The organism is Candidatus Chloroploca mongolica (genome assembly GCF_004762035.2).
In the GTDB taxonomy this organism is placed as follows: Bacteria; Chloroflexota; Chloroflexia; order Chloroflexales; family Chloroflexaceae; genus Chloroploca; species Chloroploca mongolica.
Map to the genome: position 1 here is coordinate 41,843 of NZ_SIJK02000021.1, position 13,114 is coordinate 54,956.

General features: G+C 57.1%; 8 protein-coding genes. 3 read left to right on the plus strand and 5 right to left on the minus strand.

Annotated elements, in window-relative coordinates; translation table 11 throughout:
- Nucleotides 1-350 precede the first annotated feature (350 nt).
- On the minus strand, nt 351-3,191 hold the full coding sequence (locus EYB53_RS12820; protein ID WP_135478576.1) for a bifunctional diguanylate cyclase/phosphodiesterase: 2,841 nt from the start codon (nt 3,189-3,191) through the stop codon (nt 351-353).
- A gap of 9 nt (nt 3,192-3,200) precedes the next feature.
- Complete coding sequence (locus tag EYB53_RS12825; protein WP_135478577.1) at nt 3,201-4,214, minus strand: sugar ABC transporter substrate-binding protein; 1,014 nt, start codon at nt 4,212-4,214, stop codon at nt 3,201-3,203.
- 294 nt (nt 4,215-4,508) lie between these two features.
- Between EYB53_RS12825 and EYB53_RS12830 the strand changes: the two genes are divergently transcribed.
- The gene (locus tag EYB53_RS12830) at nt 4,509-7,412 is read left to right on the plus strand and encodes a golvesin C-terminal-like domain-containing protein (RefSeq protein ID WP_167857382.1); all 2,904 of its coding nucleotides are present in this window, start codon (nt 4,509-4,511) and stop codon (nt 7,410-7,412) included.
- Between the two features lie 115 nt (nt 7,413-7,527).
- Here EYB53_RS12830 and EYB53_RS12835 read toward each other — a convergent pair whose 3' ends face one another.
- From EYB53_RS12835 to EYB53_RS12845, 3 genes are all read right to left on the minus strand, one after another.
- On the minus strand, nt 7,528-8,529 hold the full coding sequence (locus EYB53_RS12835; RefSeq protein ID WP_135478578.1) for an NAD-dependent epimerase/dehydratase family protein: 1,002 nt from the start codon (nt 8,527-8,529) through the stop codon (nt 7,528-7,530).
- Nucleotides 8,530-8,695: 166 nt separating this feature from the next.
- Complete coding sequence (locus tag EYB53_RS12840; RefSeq protein ID WP_135478579.1) at nt 8,696-10,498, minus strand: fatty acid CoA ligase family protein; 1,803 nt, start codon at nt 10,496-10,498, stop codon at nt 8,696-8,698.
- 19 nt (nt 10,499-10,517) lie between these two features.
- Nucleotides 10,518-11,420, minus strand: coding sequence for an alpha/beta fold hydrolase (locus EYB53_RS12845; protein ID WP_254151053.1), 903 nt, complete (start codon nt 11,418-11,420; stop codon nt 10,518-10,520).
- A 257-nt stretch (nt 11,421-11,677) separates the two neighbouring features.
- On the opposite strand from EYB53_RS12845, the gene EYB53_RS12850 reads away from it, so the two are divergent.
- Nucleotides 11,678-12,832 carry a radical SAM/SPASM domain-containing protein gene (locus EYB53_RS12850; protein WP_135478580.1) on the plus strand — a complete coding sequence of 385 codons (1,155 nt, stop codon included), beginning with the start codon at nt 11,678-11,680 and terminating at the stop codon, nt 12,830-12,832.
- Nucleotides 12,833-12,856: 24 nt separating this feature from the next.
- The gene (locus EYB53_RS12855; RefSeq protein ID WP_135478581.1) at nt 12,857-13,069 is read left to right on the plus strand and encodes a hypothetical protein; all 213 of its coding nucleotides are present in this window, start codon (nt 12,857-12,859) and stop codon (nt 13,067-13,069) included.
- The last annotated feature ends 45 nt before the right edge of the window (nt 13,070-13,114 follow it).

Consider the following 13,114-nt stretch of genomic DNA (forward strand, 5'->3'; position numbering starts at 1 on the left):
TGGGCGGAGCGCAACGCCTCCCCGCCTCCTGGGCGGAGCGCAACGCCTTCGTTGTCATTCCGAACGAAGCCGTAGGCGTAGTGAGGAATCTGCACTGATCGACATGGAAGACCCCTCACTTCGTTCGGGGTGACAAGGGCGTTCGGGGTGACAAGGGCGGTGTTCGGGGTGCCATGGCCGGGCCGGTGCAACACCCTGGTTGCGCACGGCATCACTGGCCCACAGGCCATGTGGTACTCAGGGTAACCATGCGGGCTCCTCAACGGTAAATGGTATTATGTGCAAGGTATTGATCCTAGTCGTTGACCTTCTGGACCCAGTACGACCACTTCATGTGCATGGGGAGAGGCTCAACGCTTGAGTTCAAAGAGGGTTTGGCCGAGCAACTTCTCAGCCAGTTCCGCAGGTTGCGGTGGGCTGATGAGGTAGCCCTGGATGGCATCACAACCATGGTGCATCAAGAACGTACGCTGCGCCTGGGTCTCAACACCTTCAGCCACAATGCGCATATCGAGGATATGCCCGATCGCAATCACAGCACTGGCAATCGCAGCTGCATCCTTGCTCTCGGTAATATCGCGGACAAAGGAGCGGTCAATCTTTAGGATCTGCACTGGCAAGCGGCGCAAATACCCAAGCGACGAATAGCCTGTGCCAAAATCATCAATCGCAAGCTGTACCCCAATCGCCCGTAACTCTTTGAGCAACGCAATCGTACGTTCAATATCGAGCATCGCAGCACTTTCGGTCACTTCGAGGTGCAAACTCCTTGGGGGAAGCCCCATCGCCGTGAGCAAATTCGCCACCAGGCGGGGCAAGTGGGGATTCTGGAGACTCCGTACCGAAAGGTTGACCGAAACCGAGAGGTGGTCATACCCCTGGCGATGCCAGGACTGCAACTGCGTCAGGGCACGCCCGAGGACCCAGAGATCAATCCGGGTAATGAGGCCGGTCTCTTCGGCAAAGGGCACAAACTCGGCGGGGCTAATCATCCCGCGTTCCCAGTTATACCAGCGGACAAGCGCCTCAAACCCATAGACATGGCCCGTCTGCACATCGGCAATGGGCTGATAGAACACGCGCAACTCGTCTTCGTCGATGGCCCGACGCAGGCTGGTATCGAGATGCAGGAGATCCATACTGCGGGTATGCATCTCGTTATCAAAGACCATCGCGCAGGCGCGCCCATTGGCTTTCGCCTGATAGAGTGCGGTATCGGCATCACGCAAGAGATCCTCGGCGCGGGTATAGACCCCGGTCATGAAGGCAATACCAATACTGGCCTGGATCGTAATCTCGAGTGACTCGATTGCCATCGGCTGAGAGAGGATATCCTGGATGCGTTCAGCCACCCTGGTGGCACTCTCGATCGAACGCATATCAGGGAGCAACAAGGCGAACTCATCGCCACTGATACGGGCCACCACGTCACTAAAGCGCCGCGAGTTCGAGAGACGCTGCGCGACGATCCGCAAGACCTCATCGCCAGCCGCGTGACCAAGGCTATCGTTGATCACCTTGAAGCGATCGAGATCGAGGAAAAGGACAGTGGCCTGACGCCCAGAAGCAAGATCCAGATGCTCGAGCATCTGTTCAATCGCCTGAACAAAATAGGTACGGTTCGGCAACCCGGTAAGCGGATCATGGAGTAACTCATAGCGCAAATGTTCTTCTGTCTGTTTACGCATACTAATGTCAGTCTGGGATCCTGCCATCCGCACCATCGTCCCGTGCTCGTCGGCAACAGCCATGCCCCGCGCCAGCACCCAAAGGTAGGTCACACCATCGCGGCAGAGCATCTGATATTCGCTCTCAAAATGGGGCAAATCGCCACGCAAATGAGCGTCGATCCGGGCACGCACATGGTCATAATCGGCGGGATGAATACGTTTGAACCATTCATCGGGGCTATCGCCGATCGCATCATCGCCATAGCCAAGCATCATCTTCCAACGCAGCGAATAGTGGATCGTCTGGGTGCGCAGATCCCAATCCCAGATACCGTCATTAGCCCCCTGGAGGGCCAAGACATAGCGCGACTCGCTCTCGCGAAGAGCCTGTTCGGCATGGCGACGGGCGGCCAGGGTCTCGAGAAATGCATTGAACCAGCGCGTCAGTTCACCGATCTCATCATGACTAGTCGCCTGCAACGGCTCTGACCAACCCGGGCGATCACTCTGATAGAGCTGAAAACGGTACGTCAACTGGCGGATGGGATTGACGACGGAACGTGAGACAAGCAGCACACCAACAGCCACAATCAACAGGGCCAGCCCCATTGCCACAACGGTAACCGTTCCAATCGCCTGCACACCTTGATCAAGCGTCTGCACTGGCACGAGACTCATAATAAGCCAGTCGGTGACCTGCGATTGTACAGAGTTGATCACCATCGGCTGATCATTAATGACGTGGGTAACGCTATCTTGAGCCTCTTGTACCAGATGCAACAGGTCAGGATGGAGCATAGCACCAATCAGATCGGTCTGCGGATGATAAATAATCTGACCTCGCGTGTCACTCACCAGCATAAACCCGTCCATACCCAGATCGACATGATTAAAATGTTTCTGGAGCATCTGCGGATCGTAGTTGACCAACAGCGTTGCGACAGGTCGTGCCTGAGCGGTACCGACATCAACGGTCATCAACGCGCGGGCAAGCGTCACGACATGCCTGGTATTCGAATTACTATTGACATTTTCAATCAGACCAAACCAGACAACCTCGGGGGCAGCGGCACGTGTTTGGGCAATAATATCGTCACGTAGATCGGTACGAATATTCGAGATATTGAGCGTATCACCAACATGGTAATGCACGCCATTCTCGGTAAAAATATCAATCGAGACAACCCCACCAAGGTCGGTGTAACTATCAAGGATATACCCAATCTGCGCCTGGGTTGCCAGGCGCGTGTAGGTATCCATTTCGGCCTCAGTCTGACCGAGAGCCTGAAGCACTGGTTCAACACTCGAAAGATTGATGATCAGACGCTCGAGTTGCTCAAGGCTGAAATCTAGATGGTCGCGATGGCTATTAAGCAACTCGGTCGTATAGTGACTCACTTCATCATTCACGACCGTGCGCGACACTTGATATGAAGCAACGCTGACAATCATCAGTGGGAGAATACTGATCACCATCAGAATGGCTATAAATTTCCGGGTTAGATTGAGCCGCACGCGCATAAAAAAGCCTTACGGTTGACGCGTACCTGTCACAAGCAAGGTGGAGATCATCGTCTCGGTAGGCACCGTCTCGCCCTGAAGCATCTTGTAGGCATACTGAACACCCAGATAGCCCTGTTCAGCGGCTTGCTGATCAATGGTCGCCTGTAACGAACCATCTTGCAGCGTCGGCTGGACTTCCTGAAGGTTATCAAACGCGGCGACGAGCACATGATCATACCCATGCTCGCTGAGAAACCGGATCGTGCCCAGGGCCATCATATCGTTGGCACAGAAGATCGCCCCAAGATCGGGATGCTCGGTCAAAAACTGGGCGGCAACCTTGTAGCCTTCATCAATTTTCCAGAAGCCACTTGCCGTCGCAACGATCGTAATATTCGGGTTCTCACGAAACGCCCGGCGCGCCCCCTGTTCGCGATCAATCGCATTCTGGGCCGTAGGAATGCCCTGCATAATCGCCACTTTTGTGCGCGTCGTAAGCTGATCGCTAATGACGCGCGCCGAGTCATACGCCCCGGCTTCATTATCAACACTGATAAACGGAACCCCCACCAGGCCCAGCTTTTCGGCCACTGCCATATCCAGGCGATTATCAATATTCACAATGATAATGCCAGCCTGCCGCGCCTCGTGGAGGACAGGGATCAGACTCGTTGAGTCGCCAGGGGCAATGACAATGGCGTCAACCCGCGTATCAATCAGATCGTTCACAATCGCGATCTGCTGATCAATCGAGGTCTCCTGCGCCGCCGTCTTCACAATCAACTCGATGCCAAGTTCGGCTTCAGCCCGGCGCGCCCCCCGTTCCATCTCAATAAAAAACGGGTTGGTCAAGGTCTTCATCACCAACCCGATCTGAACCGTGGGCTGCGCTGCTGGAGCCGTAGCGGGAATTGCTGAAGTAGCGTCGATGAGGGTCAATGAAGATGAGCCGGTTGAACCACAGCCAACCAGGGCCAGAACAAAGAAGACAACCCAGAAGCCCCGTAACAGCGACGCGTGAGTGAAATGGGTCGCGCTCATGTGTTAATACTCCGCTGTTGCTCACGACATGGTATCATCATATCAACCGTACCATACCACGGTATTACCAGAAACTCTCTTTGCGCACGAGAGCGCTTTGCTCACCTCTTTATCACCTGCGTAACAAGCCAAAAGGCAGCCACCGAGCGTTTCTCATGGCAGACAAGGTTTCATTGGAGTGCCGACTTTAGTCGGCTGAAGCCAACTGAAGTCGGCACTCCGTGGGGCGCAAACAGTCACGTGCCTACGAACCTTGGCTTAGAGGAAAGACTAGTTTCTTATGAGGTAAATCCAATGATGTACTGGCTTCCTCGTCTGCTCAGTTTCCTGAGCATGCTCCTGCTCATTGGCCTGGTGACCCACGAGGTTGAGGCCACCGTTCCAGCGACTGGTGAACCTGGTCGCCCCGATCATGCGGTGCTGATACCTACCGGTGCCGAGGCTGTCGCTGGTGCGGGAACCCTCACCAGTGTTGGCGATGCCTACCTCTCGGCGGCTACGGCAACGCCCCATCCTTTTACCTATCTCCTGGTACGCTGGGAAGCGGTTGTCCCTCTTGGGGCGGCCTTGCGGCTCGAAATCCGGGCGAGCAGCGATGGGCGTACCTGGACTGATTGGGGCATGGTCGAAGAGAACCCAGAACTTTGGATGCCCGAGGATGGCGCGGGTGTCTACTGGAGTGAAGCGATCTATGCTGGTGAGGCACGCCGGTTCTGGCAGGTGCGAGCCTTGCGTGATCCAGCAACCGATGGATCCTTGCCGGAACTTCAACGGATCGAGGTCAATAGTATTGATGCCCGCTTTGGCCCTACCGATCCATTGCCCTCCTTTGATTCAGATCAGCCAGGTCTGACCGGCCTGGCGCGACCACCAGTGGTGACGCGCACGGGTTGGGGCAACCCTGATGGTCAAGGCAGTCGAGCAACCCCGGTCTATTATCCGGTCAAGCACATGATCGTCCATCATACCGCCGACGCGAATAGCCTCGGCGGGAGCCAGCAGGTCTGGGCGGATCGCGTGCGGGCCATCTGGTCATTCCACACCTTCACCAGAGGATGGGGCGATATTGGCTACAACTTCCTGATCGATCCCAACGGCGTTATCTATGAAGGACGGGCTGGCGGTGATAATGCGGTTGGGTTCCACGATACCGCCAACTATGGCTCGATGGGCGTATCGGTCATCGGCACTTACGCGACGGTCAATCCGCCTGCACCTGCGGTCGATAGTCTGGTTGAGTTGTTGGCCTGGAAAGCCGATCAAAAGGGCATCGACCCGCTCGGGCGGGCGTTTTATTATGGCTGTTCCCGCAGCGCTTTTTGCAATCCATTCAATCCAGGGGCGATCATAGAAAATATCGCCGGCCATCGCCAGGTGACCCCGGGCCATACCACGTGCCCTGGTGACCGCTTTATGGAGATGTTGCCCGGCATTCGGTGGCGGATCCACGAACGTCTCCAGGGCATCGTGAGTGATCCGCTATTGATTGATGAGCGCGATAGCGGTTTTACCCGCAGCAATGCCAACTGGTATGAGGCAGCGTGCGGCTATGGGGGCACCACGCTCTACACCTTTGCCACTGACAATCCTGCCGAAAGCACAAATAATGGGCGCTGGCAGCCAACGATCAGCCAGGCCGGCAACTACCAGGTACTGGTTCATATTCCCCAGGGCTGTAGCCTTGGTCATGCAACCAATCGGGCAACCTATCGCATCACGAGTGCCGACGGCACACAAGAGGTGACGATCAGCCACAATACCCGCGATGAATGGGTGGCCTTGGGGAGTTTCCGTTTCAATGCAGGCCAGGCCGGTTTTGTCGAACTCAACGATCTGACGGGCGAACCACTGAGCGAGCAACGCCTGATCTTCTTTGATAGCATGCATTTTGTCTTTGAAAATGACGCAACCGCACGCCTCGATCTGCTTGACGTGCGCTACGACCGGCAAGAAGTGAGCGCAGGCGAGTTGTTGAAGGTCACATTCACCGTCAAAAATAGCGGGAGCCTGACAATTGAAAGCCAGGCCCCCGAAGCGAGTCGCAACAGCGCGTCCCCCAGTGGCTTTGACCTCGACAATAGTTATGTCTATGACGAAGGCGAATGTTTCCAGGGCAACGAGTGGCAGAGCTATCCGGCCTTTCCCAAAGAGGCGGGGCGTTTTCGGGTCGTGCTCGGGCCAGTTGAAGCCGGGCGCCAGCCGACCTGTGCAGGCGAAACTGGTGGATACCCGTGGCGCTGGGGGCTGAATGGGTCGCTTGCGCCTGGCGAGACCCGCGAGATCGTCGGCTACATACGGCTCCGTACGCCTGGGCAGTTCACCCTCCAGGCGGGGGCAATCCACGAATATGTGGGGTATATGGCGCGTTCGCTGGCCCCAACGACCATCACAGTACACCCCGAACGCCAGATGCCTGCCCCGGCGGCCTATACTGACGCGCTCGGCCCCAAAGCCCATGTCTATCGGCTCGGGTTTGTGCCTGATAACCTGCTGGCGCGCACGGTCGATCCAACGGCCATCCCGCGTGGCACCTATATGGGCAGTTTTGCCTGGGATGGGACAACGCTTGACTGGGGCGAAGGCGGGCCACTGCCCGAGGTGTCTGAACTGACCGACTATTTTCTGGTGGAACAGACCCGCTCAATCGTCGTCGCTCAGGCTGGCGAATACATCTTCCGCCTGACCAGCGATGATGGGGCGTGGCTCTGGCTCAACGGACGCCTCGTGGTGAGCAACCCCGGGTTGCAACCAACCAGATCGGTCATTGGCTCGATCTATCTTGAAGCAGGCCGTCACGTGCTCGCCTTCAAAATGTTTGAACGGAGTGGAGAGGCCACCGCTGGTTATGATCTCCTTGCGCCCGGAGCCTCTGATTTTAGCACGGTGATTGATGGCTTGCTGATCAACCCTCAGGGACGACTGGGGAATAGCTTTCATCGTCTCGATGGGATGCACCTGGTGGCCGACGATCTGGGGGGCGCTGGGGTCGCCAGAGTAGAGGTATCAATCAATGATGAGGCATGGCAAACCTACGAAGGCAGCGCGGTTATGCTCGACGGCTTTGGCCTTGGCACGCACACAATCCGCTACACGGCCTTTGACAGCCTTGGCAATCAGTCGGAAGAACGGGTGATGGTCGTGAGCATTGACCCAGAGCGGCAGATCGAACAGGTCTTCTTGCCGTTGGTTCGGCGTTGAACATGCGATAGAGAGGGCACGTGTAGGCTTCTCACGCTTCATGTTTTGACGCAAAGACGCAAAGGCGCAAAGATCGAACAACCCTTTGCGTCTTTGCGTCAACACGGGTCAACCTTCAAGCATGGTCGTGTTTGCCGAGCGCGGCCAGCGTCCTACGCAAGCCTTCGGGAGTAGTAATCCGCGGGCTATAGCCAAAGTCGCGCTTGGCTGCCGAGTGGTCAAACCAGTGGCTGATGCCCATCTGGTTGACGGTAAAACGGGTCAGTGGCGGTTCGCGGGTGATGCCGAGGCCCCGATAGACCGCTTCGATGCCGGTGGTGAGGCGCAGCGCCGTGCGTAACGAGATGGAGCGGCGGACTGGCTTGTAGCCTGCGCCAGTAATCACTTCGTTGATGAAGTCCCAGAGGTTCACTGGTTGTTCTTGACCAATGAAATAGGGGCGACCCCGGAGCGGCGAGCGTTCACTCAGAGCATCGGCGGCTTGCAGATGCGCCTCGGCGGCATTCTCGACATAGGTAATATCGGCGAGATTGGTGCCATCACCAATCTGGATCAGGCGACCGCTGCGCGCACGGGCAATGAGGCGCGGAAAGATATGCGGATCGCGTGGCCCCCAGATAAGGTGGGGCCGAATGGCAACCGTCGCAAGCTCACTGCGGCTCAAGACAAAACGCTCGGCAAGGGCTTTGGTCGCCGGATAGGGTGCAAGATAGCGCTCGGGATAGGGCGTGCTCTCATCGGCACCTTCGAGATCGGTTTCGCCGATCACCACCGATGGGGACGAAGTATAGACAAACCGTGGCACACCTGCCCGCTCGGCAGCGCGTACCAACCGCTGGGTTGCCGTCACATTATTCACATAGAACTGATCAAACGTGCCCCAGACGCTTGCCTTAGCAGCGACATGGAAGACAACTTCAACGCCTTGCAGCGCTTTCGCAAGAGGCAGCGCCACATCAGGGCTACTCAGATCAGCACGAACACACGCAACCCCAAGCGCCTCGAGTTCAGGGTACGGGTTACGCCCAAGCACACGGACACGGTCACCGCGTGCGAGCAACTGTTCAACGATGTAACGGCCAAGAAAACCATTGCCACCAGTGACAAGTGTTAGCATCTATTGCTCCGCAGCATTCAAATCGGGCTTGCGCCAAAAGAAGTCAATTTGTGAGGGCCTGGGTGCGCGGGCGTCCCGCATGCTGATCGATAGCCGTCTTCCGGTAAGGGCGCAGCGCGCTGCGCCCCAACGCCCGCGAACCCATCACCTGAAGATGGACGAAGTACTAGCCATCTTCTTCTGCTTCCTCCGCAACATGAGGAGTCTGGAGACTCTGGGCGAGCGGCATCGTTGAGCCAGCCGGGATGCCAGGTTGACTGAGTGCCCAGACAGCGAGTTGTTCACGGAAGATTTTGGCATTGTGACGAATATCAACCGGGAACGATGGATGGAGAAGAAACGTCATGATCCCCGACGTCATTGGATAACGGCCACCAAGCTCCTGGAGCTCGTGCAGCAACGCTGCTCCGGCACTGCGATCGCGCAGCAGAGAGCGGTCTTTTGGCTCGACAATCACAACCGGCTCTTGATAACCAGCAGGGCCAACGCCAACGAGGGCGCTCCGCGCCACAGCGGGATGCTGGTTAAAGATCAGTTCGATCGGTTCGGTGTAAAGGGTCCCGTGCAAGCGTCCGGTCTCGACCCGATGGCTCTTGCGGCCATAGAACCAGACCCGGCCCTCGTCATCCAGATAGCCGAGGTCGCCCATCCGGTGCCAGACCTGATCGCCTTCGTGGATCTTGGCTTGCGCGGTTGACGTCGGGCGACTGATATAGGTTTTGGTCACCGAGGGGCCTTTGACCACCAACTCACCGATCTGATGGGCGGGCAAGGCAAGGGCTTCATCCCAATGTTCAATTGGCTCATCGCTGACCGGAATAATGCGCAGCGTCACCTCGGGGGCCGGGAAGCCGACACAGGTACCGGCAGTCGGATCGGCCCCCCGCGCAGCAATCGCCGCGAGCACCTCACGCCCACTGATCGACGTAATCGGCAAGGCCTCGGTCGCACCATAGGGCGTATGGGTATCGCTAGTCTCGTCCAGGATCTGACGGAAGCGCTCGTGAAGATCCGCCGGCACGGGCGCACCGGCCATCAACACACGCCGTAGACCAGGCAATTTCACCTGATGTTCCAGACAATAGGCCGTCACCTTGCGCCAGATCGCGGGCGAACCAAAGGTCGAGGTCACCTTCTGATCCTGCATAAAGGCAATCACAGCCGCAGGATCGCAACTGGCGGGGCGGGTGGGATCAATCGGCGGGATAGCCGAGGTACACCCGAGAGCCACATTGAAGAGCGAGAAGAGCGGAAACGCCGGCATTTCAACTTCACCTGGTTCGAGATGAAAGAGCGCCCGCAACAGCCGCACCTGGGCCTCAAACATCCCGTGCTCATAGAGCACCCCCTTGGGGACACCGGTGCTGCCGGTGGTAAAGATGATCGCTGCTGGCTCGTCAGGCGAGACCTGGGCCAAAGCAAAGGGCGCATTGAGCGGCACACTCAGATCGGCGAGGTTGAGATCACCAAGGGGCGTAAAACGCGAACCAACGGTGATACTGCGTTGCACGGTCCGAAACGCACCAGGAAAGAGGAGCCGCGCCAATTGCGCCCGCGCCACCCCGATCATCGCCTCGGGGGTACACTCCTTGATGCACTGGATCAAATTCCGTCGCCCCATCGCGGGATCGATGAGGATCGGCACCGCCCCGACCTTCATCAACGCAAAGGTGAGACTGATCAACGGCAGACCGGCAGGAACCATCGACAAGACCCGAGTACCCCGTTCGATCCCAAGCGCACTCAACCCCCAGGCATAGCGGTCGCTCACCAGGTTTAACTCGGCGAAACTCAAGCGCCGATAGACCGTCTGCCCGGCGCGATTTTGCCCATCGCCCATCACAATCGCCGTCTGCTCGGGGCGTTCGCGGGCCATCAAGGGAAGATAGCGTGCAATATTTGCCCCTGGAGGGGCTGAACCATAGAAGGAGTCGTCGTGGATTGTGCGATCAGAAGACGCATCTGTCATCAACATTTCCTTTGAAGAGTTATTGAGGATAATCCTCCCCAAAAAACCGTACGACACGCGGCACAATCTCTTCGTGCGCATCTTCAAGCACATAGTGTCCGGCGTCATCAAAACGGACAACTGATGCCGCAGGGAAGCGCTCGAGCCAACCGGCGAGAAAATAGTCCGAGAAGCACCAATCTTTGCCACCCCAAAAGATCTGCATCGGCTTGTCGCGCACATTGACCAGATCGCGGTCAATGCCATCAACAACCGCCCAGGTAGGATGGCGCGGTGACATCGGAATATCGCGGACAAAGCGCTGGATAGCGACCCGATTCTCCCACGAATTGTAGGGGAAGAGGTAGCCCTGGCGCACCTCGGGTGACATCGGACGTTCGACGGCCATCACCGTCGCGGCGCCGGCGAACCCATTGAGGCCACGTACCGCCAGATCGCCAAAAATGGGGTATCGGCAGACCGCGATGCGGAATGGCAGGCGGGGCGAGAGAAAAGCTGCCGTATTGAGCACCACAATGCGGCGCACTTGGTCAGCAAAACGGGTAGCCCAACCCATCCCTATCGCACCGCCCCAATCGTGGACAACGAGATCGAGCGGCCCAAGGTCAAGATGTTCCATCAGACGCGTCAGGTTGCCAAGATGATTCTGGAGCGTATAGGCATAGGTCTGGGGCTTATCGGAAAGCCCGCAGCCCATATGGTCAGGCACAATGACCCGATGCGTAGGGCTGAGCGCAGCAATCAGATGGCGATAATAAAACGACCAGGTCGGATTGCCGTGAACCATCAGCACCGGGGGGCCAGAACCCTCATCAACATAGCTGATGGTACCACCGGGAACCGCCAGACGGCGCGTTTGAAACGGGTAGAGGCCGCGAAGAGGCGCAAGGTGGTCGGTACCAGAGAGCATTGTCTCGTGCATACAACTATCCCATAAGGTAGATCATTCGTAAGACGTAGTATAGCATAGGCAGGGCATGAGCAACGCCGACCCGACCGATGCGCCAAGGGCTACGCTGAAAATGGGGGAACGTGGTTCCCCCATTTTCAGCGTAGCCCTTGGCAGTCATGCTCACAGTCTTGACAAGAGCTATAAAGAGTCGTAGGATAAAATCATCATGAAATCTGGCTTCAAGTTTGAAGCAGATCTCAGGTTCTTCAGTGCGTGTGGGAGGGCTTATGATTGCTCAAGCCGTTGTCTACCGCATTTATGGTGATGCGCTTGCCGTCCTGATGAATGTCAAGACCAGGCAGGTGGCCGTGCTCCAAGGGCCGTCCCTCCAGTTCTGGAAAGAGTGCGTGCAGGCGGACGAACCGGATCGTCACCATCCCCTCTATGCTCGCCTGCAAAACCTTGGTATGCTTGGCGAGCCTGCCGAACTCCCTCCGTCAAGGCCCCACGCCAACACCCGCGACGAGCATGCACACACCATTGATATCGGTGCCTTGCATCTCTGGGCGTTCAAGAACCATATCCCGCTGAGCGGCCACTTCGAACTGACCTCGCGCTGCAATTTGCGGTGTCGCCATTGTTACGGTCTTTTCGAGACCAAACAGGATACGCTCAGCACAGAACAGGTGTGCCGTATTCTTGATGACCTCCGCGACAATGGGACACTGGGCTTGGTGCTGACCGGTGGAGAACTCTTCTTTCGCAAGGATATCCTTGATCTGCTGCGCTACCTGGAGGCGCAGAAGTTTGTGGTGCGGATCAATTCGAATGGTACACTGATCGACGAAACGGTCGTGCGTGCCCTACAGGAACTAAGCAATATCTACCGCATTCATATCAGCCTCTACAGTTCCGAGCCAGAAATCCACGATCAGATCACCAATGCGCCGGGATCTTATCACAAAACACTGCACGCGCTGCATCTCTTGCGCGCAGCAGGCTTCGATCTGCGCATCAATTGTTCGGTGATGAAGGCAAATTACGCGACGTACCACAAGGTGCGCGACGAAATCGGTGATCCGCTGGGGATACCGGTTCACTTTGATACCGAGATCTTTCCCCGGGATGACGGCGGGACGGACAATCTCGTTGAGCGGCTTGATGCGGCGCAGTTACAGCAGTATATGCGTGCGCAGACGCGACCGAACGCGGCAGCACCCAAGCCAAAGCTCTGCCGAGCAGGGTTCTCCTTTTTCTCGATCTGCGAAGATGGTCGCCTGCTTCCCTGTTTGAAGATGAAGCGACTGTCGCGCTATCCGCTTGGTCGCCTGACCGAGCACTCGTTCGGTGAGATCTGGCAGGGCTCACAAGCAGTGCTTACCCTGCGTGAGCACATCAATCACCAACTCGACGCGTGTGATCTGTGTGAGCTCGCCATCTGAGATTACGCCAGTTAGGAGAATACGATGTATGTGCAGACAACGATCACGCATAGCCTCGAAGCGGTTCTGCGTGAGTTAGACCAGCCAGCGCTGCCCGACAAGGATGGCATCATCGTATCAACGATGCATGACAAATTCTTCAAGGGCGGGGGGTGTGAGCACCACCGACTGGCCGAGGATGGCACCATCGAAAATGAGCCAGCTGTGACCAACATTGCGGTGTGCATGCACGCATAGCTGACCGAGTTGGAGGGTTCTGGGAGGGATCTCCCACCTCCTGAG